The organism is Microbacterium sp. lyk4-40-TSB-66, assembly GCF_030209475.1.
Lineage (GTDB): Bacteria > Actinomycetota > Actinomycetes > Actinomycetales > Microbacteriaceae > Microbacterium.
The window spans coordinates 17576-40738 of sequence record NZ_JARVRW010000014.1 but is presented as its reverse complement, the minus strand read 5'-3'; the positions used below and the strand labels follow the sequence as shown (position 1 = coordinate 40738).

The 23163-nt window shown below is 71.4% G+C and carries 22 protein-coding genes; 17 read left to right on the top strand and 5 right to left on the bottom strand.

What is annotated here, in order from left to right:
- On the bottom strand, nucleotides 1-561 hold the full coding sequence (locus tag QRO03_RS15485; protein WP_285138387.1) for a tripartite tricarboxylate transporter TctB family protein: 561 nt from the start codon (nucleotides 559-561) through the stop codon (nucleotides 1-3).
- Nucleotides 561-1592, bottom strand: coding sequence for a tripartite tricarboxylate transporter substrate binding protein (locus QRO03_RS15480; protein ID WP_285138386.1), 1032 nt, complete (start codon nucleotides 1590-1592; stop codon nucleotides 561-563). The genes QRO03_RS15485 and QRO03_RS15480 overlap by 1 nt, the downstream gene beginning before the upstream one ends.
- 117 nt (nucleotides 1593-1709) lie before the next feature.
- Between QRO03_RS15480 and QRO03_RS15475 the strand changes: the two genes are divergently transcribed.
- The gene (locus QRO03_RS15475; protein WP_285138385.1) at nucleotides 1710-2990 is read left to right on the top strand and encodes an ATP-binding protein; all 1281 of its coding nucleotides are present in this window, start codon (nucleotides 1710-1712) and stop codon (nucleotides 2988-2990) included.
- On the top strand, nucleotides 2987-3703 hold the full coding sequence (locus QRO03_RS15470; RefSeq protein ID WP_285138384.1) for a response regulator: 717 nt from the start codon (nucleotides 2987-2989) through the stop codon (nucleotides 3701-3703). The genes QRO03_RS15475 and QRO03_RS15470 overlap by 4 nt, the downstream gene beginning before the upstream one ends.
- Nucleotides 3704-3708: 5 nt before the next feature.
- Here QRO03_RS15470 and QRO03_RS15465 read toward each other — a convergent pair whose 3' ends face one another.
- A complete protein-coding gene (locus QRO03_RS15465; RefSeq protein ID WP_285138383.1) occupies nucleotides 3709-4278 on the bottom strand; it encodes a nucleotidyltransferase family protein in 570 nt (189 codons plus the stop codon).
- A 51-nt stretch (nucleotides 4279-4329) separates the two neighbouring features.
- Between QRO03_RS15465 and QRO03_RS15460 the strand changes: the two genes are divergently transcribed.
- Genes QRO03_RS15460 through QRO03_RS15445 form a run of 4 tightly spaced genes read left to right on the top strand, consistent with a single transcriptional unit; the run spans nucleotide 4330 to nucleotide 8193 of the window.
- Nucleotides 4330-5316, top strand: a complete 987-nt coding sequence (locus QRO03_RS15460; protein WP_285138382.1) for an XdhC family protein — start codon at nucleotides 4330-4332, stop codon at nucleotides 5314-5316.
- Entirely contained in the window at nucleotides 5313-6626 is a 1314-nt protein-coding gene (locus QRO03_RS15455) for an amidohydrolase family protein (RefSeq protein ID WP_285138381.1), read from the top strand. Before QRO03_RS15460 ends, QRO03_RS15455 begins: the two co-directional genes overlap by 4 nt.
- Nucleotides 6623-7249 carry a helix-turn-helix domain-containing protein gene (locus QRO03_RS15450; protein ID WP_285138380.1) on the top strand — a complete coding sequence of 209 codons (627 nt, stop codon included), beginning with the start codon at nucleotides 6623-6625 and terminating at the stop codon, nucleotides 7247-7249. Before QRO03_RS15455 ends, QRO03_RS15450 begins: the two co-directional genes overlap by 4 nt.
- On the top strand, nucleotides 7246-8193 hold the full coding sequence (locus QRO03_RS15445; protein ID WP_285138379.1) for a PDR/VanB family oxidoreductase: 948 nt from the start codon (nucleotides 7246-7248) through the stop codon (nucleotides 8191-8193). Before QRO03_RS15450 ends, QRO03_RS15445 begins: the two co-directional genes overlap by 4 nt.
- A 40-nt stretch (nucleotides 8194-8233) precedes the next feature.
- Here QRO03_RS15445 and QRO03_RS15440 read toward each other — a convergent pair whose 3' ends face one another.
- Entirely contained in the window at nucleotides 8234-9310 is a 1077-nt protein-coding gene (locus QRO03_RS15440; RefSeq protein ID WP_285138378.1) for a LacI family DNA-binding transcriptional regulator, read from the bottom strand.
- Nucleotides 9311-9505: 195 nt separating this feature from the next.
- Between QRO03_RS15440 and QRO03_RS15435 the strand changes: the two genes are divergently transcribed.
- The 11 genes from QRO03_RS15435 to QRO03_RS15385 all read left to right on the top strand — a co-directional run bounded on the left by QRO03_RS15435 (nucleotide 9506) and on the right by QRO03_RS15385 (nucleotide 22181).
- A complete protein-coding gene (locus tag QRO03_RS15435; protein ID WP_285138421.1) occupies nucleotides 9506-10483 on the top strand; it encodes a glycoside hydrolase family protein in 978 nt (325 codons plus the stop codon).
- 112 nt (nucleotides 10484-10595) lie between these two features.
- Nucleotides 10596-11921, top strand: coding sequence for a sugar ABC transporter substrate-binding protein (locus QRO03_RS15430; protein ID WP_285138377.1), 1326 nt, complete (start codon nucleotides 10596-10598; stop codon nucleotides 11919-11921).
- Between the two features lie 176 nt (nucleotides 11922-12097).
- Nucleotides 12098-12967: a carbohydrate ABC transporter permease gene (locus QRO03_RS15425; RefSeq protein ID WP_285138376.1), complete on the top strand. Its 870-nt coding sequence runs from the start codon at nucleotides 12098-12100 to the stop codon at nucleotides 12965-12967.
- Nucleotides 12964-13815 carry a carbohydrate ABC transporter permease gene (locus tag QRO03_RS15420; protein ID WP_285138375.1) on the top strand — a complete coding sequence of 284 codons (852 nt, stop codon included), beginning with the start codon at nucleotides 12964-12966 and terminating at the stop codon, nucleotides 13813-13815. The genes QRO03_RS15425 and QRO03_RS15420 overlap by 4 nt, the downstream gene beginning before the upstream one ends.
- A 272-nt stretch (nucleotides 13816-14087) precedes the next feature.
- On the top strand, nucleotides 14088-15356 hold the full coding sequence (locus QRO03_RS15415; protein WP_285138374.1) for an amidohydrolase family protein: 1269 nt from the start codon (nucleotides 14088-14090) through the stop codon (nucleotides 15354-15356).
- 29 nt (nucleotides 15357-15385) lie between these two features.
- Nucleotides 15386-16162: an ABC transporter ATP-binding protein gene (locus QRO03_RS15410; protein ID WP_285138373.1), complete on the top strand. Its 777-nt coding sequence runs from the start codon at nucleotides 15386-15388 to the stop codon at nucleotides 16160-16162.
- The gene (locus QRO03_RS15405) at nucleotides 16159-17049 is read left to right on the top strand and encodes an ABC transporter permease (RefSeq protein ID WP_285138372.1); all 891 of its coding nucleotides are present in this window, start codon (nucleotides 16159-16161) and stop codon (nucleotides 17047-17049) included. Before QRO03_RS15410 ends, QRO03_RS15405 begins: the two co-directional genes overlap by 4 nt.
- Nucleotides 17050-17206: 157 nt before the next feature.
- A complete protein-coding gene (locus QRO03_RS15400) occupies nucleotides 17207-18385 on the top strand; it encodes an ABC transporter substrate-binding protein (protein WP_285138371.1) in 1179 nt (392 codons plus the stop codon).
- Between the two features lie 337 nt (nucleotides 18386-18722).
- Complete coding sequence (locus QRO03_RS15395) at nucleotides 18723-20054, top strand: FAD-binding oxidoreductase (protein ID WP_285138370.1); 1332 nt, start codon at nucleotides 18723-18725, stop codon at nucleotides 20052-20054.
- Nucleotides 20051-20830 carry a creatininase family protein gene (locus QRO03_RS15390; RefSeq protein ID WP_285138369.1) on the top strand — a complete coding sequence of 260 codons (780 nt, stop codon included), beginning with the start codon at nucleotides 20051-20053 and terminating at the stop codon, nucleotides 20828-20830. Before QRO03_RS15395 ends, QRO03_RS15390 begins: the two co-directional genes overlap by 4 nt.
- A 130-nt stretch (nucleotides 20831-20960) precedes the next feature.
- Nucleotides 20961-22181, top strand: coding sequence for an MFS transporter (locus QRO03_RS15385; protein ID WP_285138368.1), 1221 nt, complete (start codon nucleotides 20961-20963; stop codon nucleotides 22179-22181).
- 87 nt (nucleotides 22182-22268) lie between these two features.
- On the opposite strand, the gene QRO03_RS15380 is transcribed toward QRO03_RS15385, so the two are convergent.
- Nucleotides 22269-23063, bottom strand: a complete 795-nt coding sequence (locus QRO03_RS15380) for an alpha/beta fold hydrolase (RefSeq protein ID WP_285138367.1) — start codon at nucleotides 23061-23063, stop codon at nucleotides 22269-22271.
- Nucleotides 23064-23163 lie beyond the last annotated feature (100 nt).

Sequence of the window (23163 nt, the reverse complement as noted above, 5' to 3'; positions counted from 1 at the left end):
TCAGAAGGCCCATCCGAGAAGTCCGGAGGGCAGGGACAGGCCCAACCCCATGTCGAAGGCGATGTAGCTGAGGGAGCTGATGGTCAGCCCGACCACGGCGGCGAAGAGCACCCTGCGCTGCCCGAAACCACGGGCGATCCCCATGAACAGCAGGGCGGCGGCGATGATCCAGCCCAGGATGCCGAGCAGGAAGGCGAAGCCCAGGAATGACCCCGCCACCCACGCGAACGAGCGCCAGTCAACGCCGACCATTCGTTCACCGGGCTCCTCGTCGTCGACCGAGGGCGTGACGAGCGCCGCACGCACCGCTCCGATGCCGAGGACCACCGCGAAGAAGTACAGCCCCGCCGCGATGATCGCCGGGAAGAACTGCGGGCCGGGGAACGCGGCGTTCGGCGGCACCTTCATCGTGAAGATGCCGAAGAGCAGGTACGTCGCGAACGCCGCGAGCACGGCCGGCATGATCAGCGCCTTGGCGATGCCCCGGGGGCCGCTCCCCCGCTGGAAGCGCAGACGGTTGCCGACGGTCGCCGAGACGGAGGTGGGGTTGTTCGACGGCATCACAGGCCCATCTCCTCGTACAGGCGCTCGATGCGCGAGCGCTCGTCGGCCAGGAAGACGTCGAGGTCGTCGCCGGTGATGATGCGCTCGGTCCAGTGATACCGGGCGCGGGCGTCGGCCCATTCGGGCGTCGCGATCGAGTCGAGCACGAGCTCGGTGAGCCCGTCGACCTGCTCGTCGTCCAGCCCGCTCGGGGCAGCGAGCATGCGCCAGTTGGTCAGACCCACCTGATATCCCTGGTCGACCGCGGTGGGGATGTCGATACCGTCCATCGGCTCGGCCGCCACGAGGGCGAGCGCGCGCAGGCGGCCTGACTCGATCTGGTCGATGTTGTCGGGGTAGCCGCCGGCGGCGGCCCGAGCGGTGCCGTTGAGCAGGGCCTGGATGGCCTCGCCCCCGCCGTCCGAGGAGATGTAGGTCATGTCGGCCGGGGTGATGCCCGCGGCGAGCGCGAGCTCGGCCACGACGAGCTGGTCGAACGATCCGCCGCCGGTCCACGGCAGTGCGCGGGGGTCCTGCTTCCACGCCGTGACGAGGTCGTCGAGATCCTGGAACGGCGAGTCGGCCGGCACGACGATGACGTCGTACTCCTCGACCATCACGGCCAGGGGGGTGACGTCGTCGAGGGTGGCGGCGGAGTCGAACTGGACGGTCGCCGCCAGCAGGCCGGTGCCGCCGACGAGCAGGTTGCCCGCCTGACCGCTCAGCACCGAGACGTTGCCGAGCGCGATCGTGCCGCCCGCGCCGGGCATGTTGACCACCTGCACGTTGTTGACCAGGCCGTTGGCCTTCTGTGCCTGCTGCAGTTCGCGGGCGACGCCGTCCCACCCCCCGCCCGCCGCCGCGGGGGCGATGATCGTCATCGACGCGTGGATGTCGTCGCCCGCGGAGGCCGAGGTGATCGAGCCGTACGAGGCGATCGCGATCGCCGAGGCGGCAATCGCTCCCCCCGCGACACGGCCGACCCATCGGCGCTTCGGCCGGGCGACCGGCGGATGGTCAGGGACAGATGAAGGCGTAGGCTCCGACATCACAGCTCCTCCTTTGCGAACGTCGTCGTGCGCAGAATGTGACGACGCTCTCAGGAGGGCGGGCACCGCGCACCCCCGGCGCGCTTTGTGCTCATATTGCGTGCGAGAGAGAGCCCCATGCGCGATTCCCCGGCCCCGGCCACCGCCCGGGTCGTGCGGCGCGCCCTGGTGGTGCTACCGAGCGTCATCGTGCTGAGTGCGGTGGCTCTGACGACGGTGATCGCCGCCGCGGTGCAGGAGCGCCGCATCCGCGACGACACCGCCGACCGGGTGTTCGAGGTGGCCGCGGAGCTCGCCGAACTCGACGACGTGCGGACGGCCGCGGCATCCGTATCGGAGGTGGGGACGACCTCGGATCTGGCCAATGCCGCCGACCTGGCGCCGGCGACGGCGATGCTGCAGCCGTTGGCCGACCTCGTGGAGCGCACCGCGGGCGTGTTCTACGTGGTGATCACCGATGACGAGGGCGTGCGCATCACGCACCCCGAGCCCGCCCAGCGCGGACTTCAGGTCGAGACGGCGAACGCGACCGTGCTGGCGGGCACGCCGTTCCTGGGCACCGAGAGCGGTCCGTCCGGCCCGTCGCTGCGCGCGAAGGTGCCCATCCGAGACGGCGACGACATCGTGGGCATCGTCGCGGTGGGCGTACTGGAGTCGCGTCTGCTCACGGAACGCGACGAAGCGCTGGGCGCCCTGCTGCCCTGGAGTCTCGGCGCGCTCGTGGCCGGCACCCTGGCGTCGTCACTGCTCGCGGCGGCGATCGAACGGCGTTTCCGCCGAGCCGATGCGGCCGCGGCCGAGCAGGAGCAGATGGGCCGAACGATGACGGCGCTGCGCGAGCAGGCCCACGAGTTCGGCACACGACTGCACGTCCTGCACGGGCTGGTCTCGCACGGCGACACCCGTGACGCGCTGGACTACATCTCGGCCGCCGCTCCCACCCTCACCGCGCGGGCGGCCTCCGACACGCTGCTGGCGCCGTCGGTCGTCAGCGCGAGCCTCGAGGCCCTCCGCGCGGAGGTGGCGGCGATCGGCGCGCACCTCGAGGTGCAGGTGGATCGCGACCTCCCCGTCGACGACGCGGTCATGCTCGTGCTGACCAATCTGTGCCGGAACGCGGCGGAGGCCGGGGCCGGACGGGTGCGCTGCAGCCTCTCAGAGATCGGCGGCATCCTCCACGGCGCCGTGGACGACGACGGTCCGGGCCTCGACCCGCACGACGTCGAGCGGGCTTTCGCGGCGGGGTACTCCTCGAAGCCCGACGTCGCGGGCACCGGTCGCGGCCTCGGGCTCGACCTCGTGCGCCGCGCGGTGAGCGAGCGCGGGGGCGAGATCCTCGTCGGCCGTTCGGCGTGGGGCGGCGCTCGATTCGCGTTCGAGATGACGGTGCCGACGTGACCGATCAGGTGGTGCGCGTGCTCGTCGTCGACGATGACGCCGCCGCGCGGGCGCTCCACGGCCGCTACGTCGACGAGGTGCCCGGATTCCGCGTCGTCGGGTCGGCGGCGACCGGCGAGGGAGCCGTCGAGCGGGCACGCGAGGGCGTCGACCTCGTTCTCCTCGACATGCGCTTGCCCGACATCAGCGGAGTCGAGGTGCTGCACCGGCTGCGCACGCTCGGGACGCACGGTCTCGACGTGCTCGTCATCAGCAGCTCGCAGGACCAGGTGACGGTGCGCCAGGCGCTCGCCGCGCACGTCGTGGGGTATCTCGTCAAACCGTTCACCCACGACCTCTTGCGCCGTCGCCTCGAGACCTACCGCCGGGAGCATCAAGCGCGCGCCGACGCCGGCCGCGACCGCGAGATGACGCAGGGCGACATCGACCGGCTCCTCGGCACGGGCACGGTGCGCCTCCCCGCGCGGTCGTCCGCGGGGGCGCTGCCCAAGGGCCTCGCGGAGGTCACCCTCGCGCGCGTGCGGGAGAGCCTCGATCCGGTCGCCTACATCTCGGCATCCGAGGTCGCCGTCGCGTGCGGACTGTCGCGTGCCACCGCGCAGCGCTACCTCGAGCACCTCGTGGCCACCGGGACCATCGACCTCGCCCACCGCTACGGCGCGCGCGGTCGCCCGCGGATCCTGTACCGTCTGGCGCCGTCGCCCCCGGAGTGACCCCGTCAGGGGGTGTCGCGATCGGCTCCCGACCACAAGTCGCTGCACTCGATGAGCGCGGCGTCCTGGGCGATGAGGTACGGCCGGGCCCCGATGTCGCCGCGCACGGCGGCGGAGACGGCGGCCCAGTGCGAACGGCCGAGCAGCACCGGGTGGCCCGGTGCGCCGTCGTAGGCGGCCTGCGCGAGGGCGTCGGAGGCTGCTCGACGGGCCACGCGCGCGACAGCGGCGGCGGGCACATCGGGGGTGTCGACGGGGAGCACGATCACGGCGGGCGCGGATCCGGATGCCAGCGCCTCGAGGCCGGCGCGGAGCGAGGCCGCCACCCCGGTGCTCCAGTCGGGGACCCGCACGATCGTCGCTCCGCGGGGGACGAGGGGTTCGGCCTCGTCGGCCCCGGCGCCGAGCGCGACCGCGACCTCGGAGCACCCGCCGTCGCGGAGAGCCTGCACGGCGAGCGCGACCCACGGGGTGCCGGCGGGCGTGCGGGCGAGCGCCTTGGGACCGCCGAAACGGCGACCCGCGCCCGCGGCGAGCACGAGCCCGCAGGGGGGAGCGGAGGGCACGGCCGGCATGGTGACGACAGCGTAGCGCGCGCGAAACACACCCCGACTACGGTCGGATGCATGCTCGATCTGGCTGCCGACCTGGTGCCGCTGCTCGAGGCGGGCGTGCCCGTCGCGGCGGTGACGGTGACCGGTGTGGTGCGCAGCGCTCCGCGCGGGGTGGGGGCGACGCTCGCCGTCACTCGCGACGCACGGGTGATCGGATCGATCTCGGGCGGGTGCGTCGAGAGCGATGCCGTGATGCTCGGACTCGACGCTCTGCGCACCGGCGAGGTGCGCCGCGCGCGCTTCGGATTCACCGACGACGGCACCGTCACGCCCATCTCCGCGGGGCTCGCGTGCGGCGGCGCGGTCGACGTCGTCGCCTACCGCATCGACCCGGCCGCCGTGCTTCCCGCACTGGCGGACGCTCGTGCGGGAGCTGCGGCGACACTGCACCTCGACCTCGACGGCGACGGACTCGACCTGCACCGCCCGGCGGCCCCGCGCCTGGTCATCCTCGGCGCCGGGGAGCACGCGGCGGCGCTGTGCCGCCTGGGCTCCGCGGCCGGGTTCGCGGTGACGGTGTGCGACGACTGGGCGCTGCTGGTGACACGGGAACGCTTCCCCGACGCCGTCGAGCTCGTCGTCGCCGCACCGCACGAGTTCCTCGAGCGGCTCCCCGCCCCCGACGCCCGCACCGCCGTGTGCGTGCTGACTCACGACGAGCGCCTCGACGTGCCCGCGCTGCGTGCGGCGCTGGGGCTGCCCGTGGGCTTCGTCGGCGCGATGGGCGCGCGCGCCACCGTCGCGCGCCGGGCGACACTGCTGCGAGCCGTGGGGGTGAGTGAGGCCGAGCTGTCGCGACTGCACTCGCCGCTCGGGCTCGACCTGGGCGGTGCGACCGCCGAGGAGACGGCCCTCTCGGTGATCGCCGAGATCGTGGCATCCCGGAACGACGCCGACGCCCGCCCGCTCCGCGAGGTGCGCGGGCCCCGCCTGCACGGCTCCGCGAAGAACGCCGCCCCGGGCGAGACGACCCTCTCGTGCGCGGTGAGGACCGCGTGAGCGTTCTCGTCGTGCGCGGCGCGGTGGCCGTCGTCGAAGACACCGGGCGCGTGCGCACCGGCGACGTCGTGTGCGTCGACGGGACGATCGTCGAGAGCCTCGACGTCGCGGGCGTGGGTCGCGCGGCGATCACCGAAGTGGATGCCACGGGGTGCGTCGTCACCGCCGGGCTCGTCAACGCGCACCACCACCTCCTGCAGACGGCGTTCCGCACCCTTCCGGGCACCCGCGGTATCCCGATGCGGGAGTGGCTCCCCGCGATGGCCTCGGCCTACACCGCGGCCGGTGTCGACCCGGAGCTCACCGGCCTCGCCGCTCGCGCCGGTCTCGCCGAGGCGCTGCTCTGCGGAGTGACCACCGTCGCCGACCACCACCTCACCTGGCCGAGCGGTGCGGACACCGTCGGCATGGCCCGGGCGGCGGCGGGGGCGGCGGCGGGGCTCGGTGCGCGCCTGGCGTTCGTGAGGGGCGCCGCACGTGACGATCCGCAAGAAGCAGCCGCCTCGGCCGACGCCATCGTGCGCGCGCTCCTGCCCGGAATCCACGGCGGCGTCTCCGCCGACGGGATGCTGCAGGTCGCGGTCGGGCCCGCGGGGGTGCATAGCGATCCGCGCGAGACGTTCGAGCTGCTGGGCGAGGTCGCGGCCATGCACGGCCTGCACCGACGCACGCAGGCGAACGAGGTCGTCGACGTCGATATCGCCCTCGAGCGCTACGCCTCCCGCCCCATCGACCTGCTCGAGGAATGGGGATGGCTCGCCCCCGACGTCACCCTCGCCCACCTGTGCGCCGTCACCGACGACGAGATCGCCCGCCTCGCGGCATCCGGCATCACCGCCACCCACGCTCCCGGCTGCGACGTTCCGATGGGATGGGGGGTCGCTCCCGTGCGGCGCCTCCTCGACGCGGGACTCGCCGTGGGCCTGGGCACGAGCGGCGGGGGCAGCAACGACGCGGGGCATCTGCTGGCCGACGCACGCCTGGCGATGCAGGTCTCCGCGCTCGTGGGGCCGCAGCTGCCGGCATCCGAGGTGCTCGGCATGGCCACCGCCGGCTCCGCCGAAGGCCTCGGCCGACCCGAGCTCGGACGACTGACCCCCGGTTCGGCCGCCGACCTGTGCATCTGGGACGTTTCCGGAGTCGCCGACGCGGGGGTCGCCGACCCGGTCGCGGGGCTCCTGTGGGCCTCCCCCGGGCGCCGGCCGCGCACGGTCGTCGTCGGCGGACGTGTCGTCGTCGACGAGGGCCGACTCACCACCGCCGACGAGCATGAGATCGTCGCCCAGCTGTTCGAGAGAGTGCGACGATGACCACCATGGCCCCCGCGATCGACGACGCTCCCACCGGCGAGGAACTGCTCGGCGCGCACCTGCGGGGCCTCCGCAAGGCGCGCGGTCTGACCCTCACGCAGCTCGCCGAGGCGGCCACGCTGTCGCACCCGTTCCTCAGCCAGCTCGAGCGTGGACTCGCGCGCCCCAGCATGGCGAGCCTGGAACGCCTGGCCCGGGCCCTCGGCACCAGCCGCGTCGAGCTGATCGCGGCATCCGAATCGCCGCGCACCGACCAGGACGCACAGCCGTCGTTCGTCGCCGCCGACGAGGGCGTGATCGGCCCCTACGCCGAAGGCACCGCGCGACTTCTGGCCACCGGCGCGCGGCGCTTCGAGCCGCTCGAGTTCACCGGCTCGAACTCCGCCCCGGGCGACCACTACGTGCACGAGGAAGACGAGTTCCTCACCGTGCTCGAGGGCTCGATCGTGATCTCCTTCGGGATCTACGGCGAGCGCACGCTGCACGTCGGCGACTCGGTCTACTGCCGTTCGGGCACGCCGCACCGGTGGCATTCACCCGACGGTGCGACCTACCGCCTGCTCATCGTGAAAGACCTCGTGCACGGCGGCGGCGCGGACGACCAGTCGGGGGTCGAAGCATGAGCGGCGGCGTGACGTTCGACGTCGTGGTGCGGGCGAGACGGGATGCCGCCGACGGCATCGTCCTGCTCGACCTCGAGCGCACCGCCGGCACGCTGCCGCACTGGTCGCCCGGCGCGCACATCGACGTCGTGCTGCCCGGCGGTCTCGAGCGGCAGTACTCGCTGTGCGGTTCCGTCGCCGAGCGCGGCACGTGGCGGATCGGCGTGCTGCGCGAGCGCGAGGGCTCGGTCTGGCTGCACGAGAACGCCGTCGAGGGAGCCTCGCTGCGCGTGCGTGGACCCGCCAACCATTTCCTGTTCGCGCCCACGGCCGGCCGCTCGTACGTCTTCGTCGCGGGGGGCATCGGCATCACGCCGATCCTGCCGATGATCGAGGCCGCCGAGGCGGCGGGGGCGGCGTGGACGTTGCTGTACGCCGGGCGTTCGCGCCGGGCGATGGCCTTCGCCGACGACCTCGCCGAGCGGTACGGCGAGCGGGTCGAGGTGTACGCCGCCGACGAGGGGCGCCGCCTGGATCTGGCCGCCCGCTTCGCCGCGCCGGTCGCTCGCACCGTCGTCTATTCCTGCGGACCGGCGCGTCTGCTCGAGGCGCTGGAGGATGCCATGTCCGCGTGGCCGGGCGGCAGCCTGCACGTCGAACGGTTCGAGGCCAAGGTGCTGGGACCCCCGGTGTGGACGGAGCCGTTCGAGGTCGACTTGATGCTCTCGGGGGTGAGCGTCACCGTCCCGCCCGAGCGCTCGGTGCTCGACGTGATCGAGGAGGCGGGGGCGATCGTGCCCTCGAGCTGCCGGGTCGGCACCTGCGGCACGTGCGAGGTCGCCATCGTCGACGGCGACGTGGAGCACCGCGACTCGGTGCTCTCACCCGAGGAGCAGGCGGCGAACCGCACGATGATGGTGTGCGTCTCGCGGGCCGCGTGCGAGCGGATCACGCTGGAGCTGTAGGGCGCGTCACGCGGGTCGTCATGACGACGCCGGTGTTCGATCAGCGCACCCAGTCGGGTTCGCTGGGACTCATCTCGAACGTTCGCGCGAGGTCCGGGGGCACGTCGACGGATCCGCGCACGCGCAGCGGCACCGGGACGAGATGCTCCTGCTCGGGCTGGACCCCCGCCAACAGCAAGCGCACCGCGGCGGCACCCATCTCATCGAACGGCGCGGCGGCCGTCGTCAGCATCGGATCCAGGTAGACGGCGATGTCGTCGTCGTCGAAGGAGACGACCGCGACGTCGCGTCCTACGCGAAGGCCCGCCTCCCCCAGCGCGCGATAGGCGCCGAACGCCAGACGATCGTTCAGGCAGATGAGCGCGGCCGGCACCGATCCGTCGTCGATCAGAGCCCGCACGGACCGGTAGCCGTTGATCATGGACCAGGGCTGGACGGGGATCTGGGCCACGGGAACGACATCATGCGAACGCAGTGCGTCCCAGATCCCGTCGAGTCGTCGCTGCACCGCGACGGTAAGCCACTCGTCGTCGGGTTGGTCGAGGGACCGCCCCACGATGACGACGTCCGTCGTGTGGCCCGCGTCGAGCAGGAGCGTCACGATGTCGCGCGCGCCCTGATATTCGTCGGCCAGCACCACCCCTCGGGCGCCCTCCGCGGTCGCGTTGAGCATCACGACGGGCGTGACACCGACGAGCTCGGGCACCGAGAGGGCGTGCGGCCTCGTCGCGGCGTAGATGATGCCGTCGACCTGTCGGTCCAGAAGAGCCTCGATCGCTCCGTCGACCGCTCCGTCTTCGCCGTCGGTCTCCGCGATGAAGAGGACGTGGCCGTGCTTCTTGGCTTCTCTCAGCGCCCCGCGGATCAGCCCGCTCGCGAGGCGGTCGGTCGTGACCTGGTCGGAGATGAAGCCGATCACGTGCGACTTCTGCGTGCTCAGCGCACGAGCGGTGAGGTTGGGGCGATAGCCCAGCGTGTCGGCCGCGGCACGCACGCGAGCGGCGGCATCGGCGGACAGTCGCGTGCCCTGCCGATCGTTCATGATCAGCGACACCGCCGTCGTGGAGACCCCCGCGAGGCGCGCGACATCGGCCATCGTCACACGCTTCTGTCCCACGTCCGCACCTTCTCGTCACCGTTGTCCGTACCCAGCCTATCGATCCCGCGTGCTAAAGCGCTTGACATGTTCTGCTAAAGCGCCTAACTTGACGAGTCAAGCGTGTTAGCACGCTCTCCACCCTCAACGCCGAAGGATGCCCGTGTCACTCACCACACCGCGAAGCGGAACTGCGAACGGACGCGGGTGCCCCCGATGCTGAGCCTCGACGGATCCTGGGTGTGGGATTTCTGGTTGGCCGACGACGGGACCGACCACCACCTGTTCTTCCTCCACGCACCGATGTCCCTGGGCGACGAGTCCCGCCGACACCGCGCGGCGCGGATCGGTCACGCCGTGTCGACGGACCTCGTCCGGTGGGAGCTGCGCGAGGCCCCCTTCTCGGTCGGGCCCACCGGGGCGTTCGACGAGACGGCCACCTGGACGGGGAACGTCCTGCAGGGCCCCGACGGGCTCTGGCGGATGTTCTACACCGGTACCCGATTCCTGGCCGACGAACCCCACATGGCGAACATCGAGACCGTCGGCGTGGCGACGTCCGCCGACCTGGCGACGTGGACCAAGCAGCCCGGCCCGGTGACGTCCGCGGACGCGCGCTGGTATGAGACCTGGGGCACCTCCTCGTGGAAGGAGGAGGCCTGGCGGGACCCCTGGGTGTTCGCCGACCCCACCGGCGACGGGTTCCACATGCTCGTCACGGCGCGCGCCGACCACGGCGATCTGGACGATCGGGGCGTCGTCGGGCACGCGGTCAGCACCGACCTCTCGACCTGGGAGGTGCGCCCTCCGTTGTCGCATCCCGGCGCCGGCTTCGCGCACGTCGAGGTGCTGCAGGTCGCCCAGGTCGGCGACCGATGGGTGCTGCTGTTCTCCTGCTCGGCCGACGCGACCACCACCGCTCGCGCGATCGGCCACCCGAACGTCGGCACCTGGGCGATGCTCGTCGACTCGCCCACCGGACCGTTCGACCTGTCGCAGGCGCAACCGCTCACGTCGGAGTCGCTGTACTCCGGCCGCCTGGTCCAACACCGCGACGGGAGCTGGGCGCTGCTGGCGTTCCACAACGACCGCACCCCCGAGGGCTTCCGCAGCGCGATCTCCGACCCCATCCCGTTCTCCATCTCGCCGCAGGGCGAGATCGAGCTGCACGAAATCGCGACGGCTCGCTCCTGACCACCCCCTCCTTCTCACTTGTCGCGCGCACCGCAGGCGTGCGCGCGATGCTGCACCGCTTCCCCCGCCTGCACCCCGTGTCCAACGACGGATATCCACATCAAGGAGAACGATGAACATCACACGAATGACGCGTCGCGGCATTGTCGCCGCCACCGCACTCGCCACCGGCGCGGTCCTGCTCACCGCGTGCGCCGGCGGTGGAAGCGACAGCTCCGCCGGCGACGGCACGGGCGAGATCGACATCTGGGCCCTGCAGGGTCAGGACAGCGAGAACGCGGCGCTGCAGGCCGCCGTCGACGGCTTCAACTCGTCGCAGTCCGACATCACCGCGAGCCTGCGTCTGATCGCCGGCGACACGTACACGACGACGATCACCAGCACCCCGAAGGACCAATTGCCCGACGTCCTCCAGATCGACGGGCCGACCCTGGCGAGCTTCGCGTACAACGGCAAGATCACCCCGATCAGCGAGTACGTCTCGCAGGAGACGATCGACAACGCCACCCCCGGATCCATCTCCGAGGGAACCTTCGGTGGGGAGCTCTACGCGCTCGCGCAGTTCGACTCCGCCATGGGCCTGTACGGCAACAAGTCCCTCTTGGATGCCGCGGGGGTCACGTACCCGACGTCGATCGACACCGCGTGGTCCTCGGACGAGTTCGCCGACGCTCTCGCCGCGCTGTCCGCGGCGGGCCCATCCGGCAAGGCTCTCGACCTGAACGAGGCCGGTCTCGCCGGCGAGTGGGGAACCTACGCCTTCGCGCCGTTCGTGTGGTCCGCGGGCGGCAACCTGCTGACCGACAATTCCGCCGTCGGGGCCCTCGACTCCGAGGCGAGCGTCGCGGCACTCACGGACGTCGCGACCTGGAAGCCGTTCGTGGACTCCAACGCCGACGGCAACGCCTTCCCCGATGGCCGCGTGGCCCTGGGCATCGGCGGGCACTGGAACTACCCCGCGTACAGCGAGGCCCTAGGCGACGACCTGCTGGTCATGCCCCTGCCCGACTTCGGCAACGGGCCCAAGGCCGGAGCAGGCTCGCTGACCTGGGGCATCGGGGCGGGTACCGATGACGGCAGCGCCGCGGGCGCGTTCCTGGACTACCTGCTCAACGACGACAACGTCACCGCGATGACGCAGGCCAACGGCGCACCACCCGCCACCGCGTCCGCCTTCGCCGCGGACCCCCTTTACAAGGAGGGCGGCCCCCTGGCCCTCTTCGGCGAGCAGCTGGCGAACTCGTGCGCATCGGATGCCATCACCGACGGCTGCGTGGCGGTCTACCGACCCCTCACCCCCGGGTACCCGACCGTGACCTCCCAGTTCGCCAGTGCGCTCTCGTCCGTCTGGGGAGGCTCCGCGCCTCTGAAGACCCTCCAGGACGCCGCGACCACCATCGACCAGAACTTCGCCGACAACGACGGATATCAGCAGTAAGTCGCCTCACCCACCGCGGGGGTGCGCGCTCCGCCGCGCGCACCCCCACACCCTCAGACCGCAAGAAGGGCAGCATCATGGTCACCCCCGTATCAACGGCGATACCCCCCGCAGGGCCGCTCCCCCACCCCCGCCCTCGCCGGTTCCGATGGCGAGACACCCGCGACGGGGTCGTCATGGTCGCCCCCGCCGTCATCGGTCTCATCGCCTTCGTCGGCATCCCCTTCGTCGCCGCGATCGTGCTCTCGCTCTTCAACGTGCAGGCCGACCTGGCGCGCGACCCGCGATTCTGGGGATTCACGCACTACATCCGCCTGTTCACCGACCCGATCCTCTCGGGCACGTTCCTGCGGTCGCTGCTGAACAACCTCGTTTTCGCCGTCGTCGTCATCCCCGTCCAGACCGGGCTCGCTCTCATGCTCGCCGTGCTCCTGAACCGGCGGCTCCGCGGCGTGAAGTTCTTCCGCACCTTCTTCTTCATGCCGGTCGTCTTCCCGATGGCCCTGGTCGCCGTCATCTGGCGCCTGATCCTCGACCGCGGCGAAGACGGACTCCTCAACGCCTCCGTCTCGCTGATCACGGGTGGACTCGTCCCCGCGCAGGACTGGTTGGGCTCCTCCGCCACCGCCCTGGGGTCGGTGATCCTGCTGTCGATCTGGCAGGGCGTCGGCTTCCAGATGGTGATCATCCTCGCCGCGCTGCAGGAGATCCCCGAGGAACGCTACGAAGCGGCCCGCCTGGACCGGGCCAACGGATGGCAGCAGTTCCGCCACGTCACCGTCCCCGGCATCCGCAACACCCTGATCTTCGTGACCCTGCTCACCACGATCCTGGCGTTCCGCGTCTACGACCAGGTCTACATCCTGATCCGCACCGCCGGGGCGAACGAGGATGCGACGCAGACGTTGCTGTACACCGCGACCAACGCGATCTTCTCGGAGAACAACCTCGGTCGCGCGTCCGCGATCTCAGTGGTGCTGTTCCTCATCATCGTGCTCATCACCCTCGTGCAGCGTCGTCTGCTTCGCCAAAGGAGCGAGTCATGACCTCCACCCCCCGTTCGCGTCGCGTCGCCACGGACATCCGCGATTACGCCCTCATGGCCGTCGCCGCGATCCTCATGTTCGCCCCGATCTCCTACCTGCTCGTGGGGAGCCTGAAGCCCTCCGCCGAGGTGCTGGACGGCTTCGCCGGGTTCCTCCCGACCAACCTCTCCTTCGACAACTACGCCGCGGTGTTCCAGGCGCTGAGCTCCAACGCCTCCGGGTACTTCTGGCAGTTCATGTTCAACTCCGTCGCCATCTCGGTCGTGGTCGTCGTCGGCGGCCTCGTGGTGAACTCCCTCGCCGGCTACGCGTTCTCGCGGCTCGAGTGGGTGGGACGTGACAAGGTGTTCATTCTCATCATCCTGCTCGTGATCGTGCCGTTCGAATCCGTCGCGATCCCTCTCATGGCGCTCATGCAGGGTCAGCGGGACACCCTGCTGGTGCAGATGATCCCCTTCATCGCCAACGCGTTCAGCGTGTTCCTCTTCTACACGTTCTTCCTCAACCTCCCCAAGAGCGTCGAAGAGGCGGCGCGGTTGGACGGTCTCGGCGCCTGGGGCACGTTCTTCCGCATCGTCGTGCCCAACTCCAAGCCCGTCTTCGCCACCGTCGCGATCCTGACCTTCCTCAGCTCCTGGGGGCAGTACCTCTGGCCGTCCCTGGTGACCAGCGATCCGAGCGTCCGCCCCCTGCCCCTGCAGATGAGCGTGTTCTCCGCCCGCGTGCCCGTCGACTGGGGACAGACGTTCGCTTTCGGCACGCTGCTCGTCCTGCCGGTGCTGATCGTGTTCCTCATCTTCCAGCGCTACTTCGTCCAGTCGGTCGCCGGCTCCGCGGTCAAGGGGTGACCGACGGCCGAGCCTCGGAACGGTTGATCCCGAGCGCGCACACGCACGCCTGAGGGGGCGGCGCTCGCGGCGTGGCACCGATCGGGAGGCGGGCGGGGCGAACTTTGTCACGAGGGTCACGCGGGAGAAATACAGCGGAAACGCAGGGTTCCTAGCATCGGAACATCGCCGGATGTTGGTCACACCAACACTGACGCAGCCGCCCTCGGCGGCTCGCCCCGCCGTCGTGGTTCCCGTCTCGACGCCTGTCTTCTCGCCACCCGGAGGCCCTCGTGTCCGCCGTTCCACCCGTCTCGATCGCCTCACTGCGAGGCGTGCGCCTCGCCTCCGGCGACCTCGTCGACATCGCGCTCGACGGCGACGAGGTGCTCGCGGTCGTGCCCGCGGGGAGCCCCCTGCCCGAAACCGACGGGGTGACGCTCGACCTCGCCGGATACCTCGTCACCGCCGCGGGCGCGGAACCTCACGCGCACCTCGACAAATCGCAGTCGTGGGATGCCATCCAGCCCCCGTTCGGCGACCTCGAACGCGCCATCGACAGCTGGCACGCCTACGCCATGACCCTCGACGAGGACGACACGCTCGGGCGCGCCCGCGACACCGCTCGGCGGATGCTGGCGTCCGGGATCACCGCGATCCGTACGCACGTCGACCTGCTGCGCGGCGAGGACGCCCTGACCGGGGTGCGAGCCCTGGTGCGCCTGCGGGCCGAGTTAGCCGGACTCATGGACATCGAGCTCGTCGCCCTCGGCGGCCCGACCGTGCCCGACGACGTGTTCGAGGCGGCCCTCGACGCCGGCGTCGACCTCGTCGGCGGCGCCCCGCACCTCGCCGACGACCCGATCGCCGACCTCGATCGGCTGATCGCCCTCGCGCGCCGTCGCGACGTCGGTCTCGACCTGCACACCGACGAGAGCCTCGCGGGCGCCGACACCCTCGCCGCCTACGCCGCCGCCGTCACGGGCTGGCACCGCCCCCGCACCGCGGGTCACTGCGTGCGGTTGAGCATGATGGCCGAGACGGAGCTCGACGCCCTCGCCGACGGCATCCGCACCGCCGACATCGGCATCATCGCGCTGCCGATCACGAACCTGTACCTGCAGGGGTGGGGCGTCGACCGCGCGATCCCCCGCGGCATCGCCCCGATCGGCCGCCTCAAGGCCGCCGGGGTGCGCGTCGCCGCCGGCGCCGACAACGTGCGCGACCCCTTCAACCCCGTCGGACGCTGCGACCACCTCGAGACCGCCTCCCTGCTCGTCAGCGCCGGACACCTCGCCCCGGATGACGCCATGGATGCCGTCACCGTCGGCGCCCGCGACGTGATGGGCCTGCCCCTCGCCGGCCCGGTCGCCGGAGCCCGCGCCGACCTCGTCGCCGTCAAGGCGGACTCCCTCGGCGAGGCCGTCGCCTTCGCCAGCGCCGACCGCGTCGTGATCCACCGCGGACGGCTCGTCAGCCGCACGACCGTCTCGACCGAGACCGCGGCATCCTTCGCCCTCGCCGTCCCCACCCGCTCCGCCGCACCCGCGACGGCGCCGTAACCCGCCCCCAACGGAAAGTGAGCGCCCCCGTGACCTTGGCCTCTCCCGCCCCGGTACCCGTCGCGGATCCCACCGCGCCGATCCTGGACTTCCGGGGCGTCGCCCTGACGTTCCCCAACGGCACCACCGCCCTCTCCGGCGTCGACCTCACCGTGAACCGCGGCGAATTCGTCAGCGTCGTCGGCCCCTCCGGCTGCGGAAAATCGACCCTGCTGCGCATCGCGTCGGGCCTCGAGACCGCGAGCGAGGGCGTCGCCACCGTCAACACCGACCGGATCGGCTACGTCTTCCAGGACGCCACGCTCCTGCCCTGGCGCGACGTGCAGTCGAACGTCGAACTGCTCGCCGAGCTCAACTGGCAGCCCAAGCGCGTCCGCACGCCGAAGGCCCAGTGGGCCATCGACCTCGTCGGACTCAAGGGCTTCGAGAAGCACCTGCCCAAGCAGATGTCGGGCGGCATGAAGATGCGCGCCTCGCTCGCGCGCTCCCTCACCCTCGACCCCGAGCTGTTCCTCTTCGACGAGCCGTTCGGCGCCCTCGACGAGATCACCCGCGAACGCCTGAACGACGAACTCATCAAGATCTTCGTCGCGCAGAAGTTCGGCGGGCTCTTCATCACCCACTCGGTCTCCGAGGCCATCTACCTCTCCACCAAGGTCGTCGTGATGTCGGGGCGCCCCGGTCACCTCGTCGACACCTTCGAGATCCCCTTTGACATGCCCCGCGACCCCGAGATCCGTTACACGGCCGAGTACGCGAAGCTCGTCGGCGAGGTCTCCCACGCCCTTCGGGAAGGACACTCATGAGCACCACGTCAGCAGAGCCGGTCGCCGTGGAGTCGTCCGCGCCCACGTCATCCACGCCCCCCGTCGAGCCGCCGCGCCCGCGTACGGCCGCACGCAGCCGCGGCTTCGGCGCGCGAGCCGCCGTCATCGGTCCCCCGCTCGCCGTGCTCGTCGTGCTGCTCGGCGCGTGGTACGCCGTCTCGATCGCCCTCGCCGCGTCGGGCAAGGGCTTCCTCATGCCCATGCCGCACGAGATGTTCACCCTCGGGTTCTTCGACCCGCAGGTGGGCGCCGACATCTGGATCGCACTCTTCCGCACGACCGGCGTGGCCCTCACGGGCCTGTTCGTGGCGATGGTGCTCGGCATCGGTTGGGCGATCGCGATGTCCCTCGCCCGCTGGGTCGAACGCTCGACGTACGCCTACGCCGTGATGCTCCAGTGCATCCCGATCCTCGCGCTCGTGCCGCTGGTCGGATTCTGGTTCGGCTACGAGTTCCTCGCCCGCGTCATCGTCTGCGTGCTCATCGCCCTCTTCCCCATGGTGTCGAACACGCTGTTCGGCCTGCAGTCGGTCGACAAGTCGCAGCGCGAGCTGTTCCGCCTGCAGAAGGCCAACAAGTGGACCGTGCTCACCAAGCTCACCCTCCCCGCAGCCCTCCCCTCGATCTTCGTGGGCATGCGCACCTCGGCGGGGCTGTCGGTCATCGGCGCGATCGTCGGCGACTACTTCTTCCGCCGCGGTGAGCCCGGCATCGGCTCGCTCATCGCCAACTACCAGTCCCGCCTGCAGAGCGCCGAGCTGTTCGCCGCCATCCTCGCGGCCTGCCTGCTGGGAGTGGCGATCTTCGCCCTCTTCGGCTGGATGTCGAAGGTGGCCGTCGGCCGCTGGTACGACAGCACCCTCTGACCCGCACCACCGACGCACTCCCGATGCCGCGGCACCGCACCGCGGCGGCATCCGGGCCACCCCCTCCGGATGCCGCGCACGCACCGCGGCGGCATCCGGCGTACCCGAGAACACCCGCACCCGAGAGCTCCACCCCCGTCACAGAAAGCGAACCAGCATGCAGCGCTCCACCCTCGTCCGCGGCACCGCCGTCACCGGCGCCGTCGCGATCGCCCTCACCCTCACCTCCTGCGCCGGCAGCGCCGCGGAGACCGCCCCCACGACATCCGACATGGAGATCGGCTCGGTCGACCTGTCGGCCGACTGCCCCGCCACCGTCGTCATCCAGACCGACTGGAACCCCGAAGCCGAGCACGGTCACCTCTACGAGATGATCAAGGACGACTACACGATCGACGCCAACACCAAGGCGGTCACCGGCCCCCTGATGTCGGACGGCGAGTTCACCGGCGTCAACCTCGAGATCCGCGCCGGCGGTCCCGCCATCGGCTTCCAGACCGTCTCGGCGCAGATGTACCAGGACGACGCGATCACCCTCGGCTACATCAGCACCGACGAGGCGATCCAGCTCTCGGACACGACCCCCACGAAGGCCGTCTTCGCCCCGCTCGACATCAGCCCGACGATGGTCATGTGGGACCCCGAGACCTACCCCGACGTCAAGACGGTGGATGACGTCAAGGCGGCCCTTTCGGCGAACGGCGGCGTCTGGCGCTACTTCGACGGTTCGGCCTACATCGAGTACCTCAAGAGCGCCGGCCTCGCCGACGCGTCGATCCTCGACGGCTCGTACGACGGCACCCCGTCGAACTTCGTCGCCGCCGGCGGCAAGGACATGCAGCAGGGCTTCGCCTCGGCCGAGCCGTACGTGTACCAGAACGAGGTCTCGGCCTGGGGTAAGCCCGTCGACTTCGCGCTGATCCACGACGCGGGATGGCAGACGTACCAGTCGTCGGTGTCGGTCAAGGCCGCCGACTTCGAGGAGCTGTCGCCCTGCCTGACCAAGCTCGTGCCCGTGCTGCAGAAGGCCGGCGTCGCCTACTACGAGGACCCGTCGGCGGCCAACGCCCTCATCCTCGACCTGGTCGACCAGTACGCCACCGGTTGGACCTATACGCAGGGCGTCGCCGACTACTCGGTCAAGACGCAGGTCGACCTCGGCCTCGTCGGCAACGGCACGAACTCCACCTACGGCGACTTCGACGACGACCGCTTCGCGGACTTCTTCGACAAGGCGGGCAAGGTGTACACCGACCTCGGCACCCCGCCCGCGGCCGGCTACACCCCGGCCGACCTGTACACGAACGAATTCGTCGACACCTCGATCTCGTTCTGACCCGATCGGCCGGGTCCGCTCACGCCGACCCGGCCGGTCGACCCGCCGGAACCCGCACGCGTGTCCCCGGCCCGGCCCGCCTCGTGCGGGCCGGGCCGTCCGGGCCGGGCCGTGCCGGCCCCCGGCGCATCCTCGCCGCAGAAAGCAGTTCGCCGCCGTGCGGCCGAATCACCCCCGGTCATCGTCCCGACACGGACACAACGCAGGAGATCCGACGCCCGGCACCAGATCGGCACCCGGAATGACGCGGAGCAGTGAGAGAACTCCTGCGTTGTGCACCGCCGCCCGCCGCCCCCGCGGCATCCATCCCCACCCGTTCCACCCGGAGACACACCCCATGAGCGACACCGCCACCCGCGTCCTCTCCCTCGAAGACGAACTCCTCGACCTGCTCGGCCCCGCCGCCGTCAGCGCCGAACCGCGCGTGCGCGAGCGCGCCAGCGTCGACGGTTCGCCGATGTCGCCGATCATCGCCGCCCAGCTCCCCCTCGGCCTCGCCGACCTCGTCGTCTTCGCCGCGAACGCCGAGCAGATCGCCACTGCCGTGGCCGCGGCATCCCGTCACGGGGTTCCGATCACCGTGCGCGGCAAGGGCACCGGCAACTACGGCCAGGGAATCCCGATGCAGGGCGGTCTCGTGATCGACACCACCCGCGCCAAGGCCATCGTCGAGGTCGGCGACGGCTTCATCACCGCCGAAGCCGGCACGCCGATGGTGCTGCTCGAACAGGCCGCGTGGGCCGCAGGCCAGGCGCTGTGGATGTACCCCTCGACCGCGCAGTCGACGATCGGCGGCTTCCTCTCCGGCGGTTCCGGTGGCACCGGCTCGATCGAGCACGGCTCGAACGACCGCGGCTTCGTCGCCGCCCTCGACGTCGTGCACGCCGACGGCAGCGCCGAGATCCACCACGTCGAGGGCGACGAGGCCCAGAAGTACGTGCACAACTACGGCACCGCGGGCGTCATCGTGCGCGCGACCGTGCGGCTCGAACCGCTCCGCGAATGGCGGGGCCTGTGGGCGAGCTTCCCCGACTTCGCCGGCACCCTCTCGGTGGTGCAGACCATCGGCAACCTCGAGCCCTCACCGCGCCTGGTGTCGGGCGACGGCCCGGACATCTCGGCATCCCTCCCCGCCGACGACGCCATCCCGGAGGGCCGGTCGAGCCTGCGCGTCATCCTGGACGCCGGCCAGATCGACACCGTCACCGCGATCATCGAGGGCGCGGGAGGCCGCGTCGAGGCTGTACGCGAGGGTCCGCAGGCGAGCATTCGCCTGTCGATGCTGAGCTACAACCACCCCATCGAGTGGTACCAGAAGAGCCAATCGCACGAGGTGTTCCACCTCGAGGTCGCGGGCGCACCCCTCGCCGACGACATCGACGCCGTCGAGGGCGTCTTCGCCGGCGGGAAGCTGCACATCGAGTCGACCAAGGCGTTCCCGATCGGCATGCTCGCCGCGCCCTACGTCAGCGAAGAGGACGTGTACCGCGGCATCGCCGAGCTCAACGCGATCGGGGTGGGCGTGCACAACCCGCACCAGTGGAACGTCGACTTCAACGTCGAGCAGACCGCCGAGACCGCCGCCCTGACCGACCCGAACCGCCTGCTGAACCCCGGCAAGCTCAACCCCGACTACACCGGCGCGCGCAAGGGAGCGATCATCTCATGACCCGTCTTCTCGCCGAGCTCAGCGGTCCCGCCGCAGCCGAGGCCCTGACCGAGGACTCGATCCTCGTGCTCCCCACGGGCGCGATCGAGCACCACGGTGCGCACCTCCCCCTGGCGACGGACGCCATCGTCGCCGAGGCCTCCGCCACGGCCGCCGTCGCGCGCGCCGCCGCCCAGGGTCTCGACGTCTGGCAGCTGCCCACGTTGTCGATCACGAAGTCCGACGAGCACTCGTGGGCGCCGGGCACGCTGTGGCTGACGCCCGAGACCATGCTGCAGACCGTCGTCGACATCGGCCGGTCGATCCTGACCACCCGGGCGCGCACCCTGGTCTTCCTCAACGGACACGGCGGCAACGTCGCGCTCCTGAACGTGGCGAACCGCGAGCTGCGCCGCCGCTTCGGGCTGCGCACGTTCTTCATGCCCGCCGCCCGCGTGCCCTCGTTCGACGGCACCGACGGTGGTCCGGACGAGCACGGCACCGGCATCCACGCCGGACACGGCGAGACGAGCATGATCATGCACCTGCGTCCCGAGCTCGTGGACCCCTCGACGTTCGCGGCCACGGTGCCCGCGCACATCGGTGATTTCCGCCACATCGGCTTCAACTCCAAGCCCGTGACCTTCGGATGGCTGTCGAACGACTTCGGACCCACCGGTGTGCTGGGCGACCCGACCGGCGCCAACGCGGAGCACGGCGCCGAGCTGTTCGAGCAGAGCGTGTCGTTCGTCGTCGAGGCGCTCGAGGAGATCAGCCGATTCGACTACACCGCGTGAGCTCGTCGGGGCGCGCGCATCTTCGACGAGGTCGGCACCATCGCGGCGACCGCATCGGAGGATGCAGGTTCCACCCGGGGTGTGCGACCGCGGGAGCCGCACGGGATGCCGTGACCCCGACGGTACGCGCATGAGCGTCGCCGCCGAGACAGGTCAGGGCGTCCGCGCATACGGACAGGTGCTGCGGCTGCCCGGCGCGCGCAGCTTCGTCGCCGCCGGCATCCTCGCCCGCTTCCCCCGCGCGACGCTCTCGCTCGGGATCATCCTCCTCGTCTCGGCCGCGACCGGCAGCTTCGCCTCGGCCGGACTCGTGGTGGCACCGCTCGTGATCGGCATGGCCGTCGCGGCTCCCCTGTGGTCGTCGCGCATGGATCGGCACGGCCAGGCGCGCGTCATCCTGGTCTCGCTCGGATGCCTGGTGCTCGCGGCATCCGCCCTGCTCGCCCTCGTGCTGACGGGGGCGCCGTTCTGGACGTGGCTCGTCGCGGCGCTGGTGACGGGGGCCGCCACCCCCGACCTCACCTCGGCCGTGCGCGCGCGGTGGACGGTGCTGGCGCCTCCCGCGCACCGGACAGCGGCCCTGGCGTTGGAGACCATCGCCGACCAAATGGTGTTCATCGCGGGTCCGCCCGCGATCACCGCGGGCGCGGCGGCCCTCGACCCGGCCGTGGCCATGCTCGGGTCGCTGGGTCTCGGCGTCGTCGGCGGCGTGTGGCTCGCCGCGCAGCGGGGCACGCAGCCGGAGGCGACACCGCGCGGACCCCGCCGGGGCCCGGTGCTGCCGCCCGCCGGAGTCGTGCCCATCGCCCTCGCCTGCGTCGCACTCGGCGGGGTGTTCGGTGCGTTCGACGTGAGCCTCGTCGGCTGGGCCGAGGTGGGCGGACGACCGTGGCTGGCGGGTCCGGCCTTCAGCGCGCTGGCTCTGGCGATCGCGATCGGCTCGGTGATCACGGGCGCGCGGACGTGGAGGCTCTCCCCCGCCGCCCGCTACATCGGCTTCGCCGCGCTGGCCGCGCTCGTCGCCGTCGCCCTTCCGTTCGCGCAGGGGTCGGTGCCGGTGCTGTTCGGCGTGATCCTGCTGCTGGGCCTGGCGGTGTCGCCGGTGATGGTCTCCGGCATCCTCGTGGCATCCGCCCGCGCCCCCGAGGGCCGTGTCACGGAGACCCTGGCATATCCGACGGCGGCGATGTCGCTGGGCGTCCCGATCGGTGGCGTGATCGCGGGAGCGGCCCTGGATTCCACGGGACCTGCCGCGGCCCTCATCACGATCGCGGTGTCGCTGGCGCTCGCGGCGATGGTCGCCGCGGCGGGTGAGGCGTTGCTGCGGATGCGGCGGGGTGCGACGGCCTGACCGGACGCCCTGGTCGCTGCGGCTCCCTCCCGTCGAGTGTCCACGACACACCGCTTCGGACGCTCGCGAGCGGCGTGTACGGGACACTCAACGGGCCAGTGCCGCGCTGAGGTGACGGAGGACCGAGACGTGACCGTCATCGGGACGCAGGTCGAGCGTCGCGTGCGGGAGGGCGCCCGCCAGCATCCGCGCGTGCGCGGGAGGGATCACGCGGTCGAGGCCGCCCTGGACGAGGAGAACGGATGCCGTGACCTCCGCGAGCTCGAAACCCCAGGGTCGGGTGAAGGCGAGGTCGTCGTCGATGAGCCCATCGGGTCCGAGCTGCTCCGCCGCGCCGGCGTCGGCTCCCAGCGACGCCCACTCCTCCTCGAGCGCGGCGAAGTCGGCATCCACGAACTGCGCCGGATCGAATCGGTCGGTCTCGGCGAAGCGGCGGCGTGCCGCCTCGCCCTGCGCCGCGGCGCGCAGACCGCCGGGCGCCTGCATTGCGGTGAACCAGTCGTCGCGACCGGTGAACGGCGCCGGCGAGGCGAACGTGATCACCGCGCGGACCAGGTCCGGCATCGCCGCGGCGGAGGCGAGGGCGTGCGGTCCGCCACCCGACGCGCCGACCGAGACGACGGATGCCGCACCCAGCTCATCGAGCACCGGCCGGATGCCCGCGGCGACGTCGGCGACCGTGCGCCCGGGCCTCCGCGGGGATCCGGCGTAGGCGGGACGGGCGATCGAGACGACCGCGAGACCGCGGGTGTCGGCCGCACGCTGCACCGGGGGGAGGATCGCCCCCGTCTGCGGTGACCCGTGATGCCACAGCAGCACGTCGCGTCCGGCGACGTCGGTGTGGGACGTGTGGACGTCGAGCCCCGCGATGATCCTCTGCATGCCCCCACGCTGGCACGGCCGCTCCGCGAGCGCGAGGGCACGCCCGGCGGTGCCGGGCGTGGGTGGGGCCGGGGCGCGGGTTCGCACGTCGAGTGTCCAG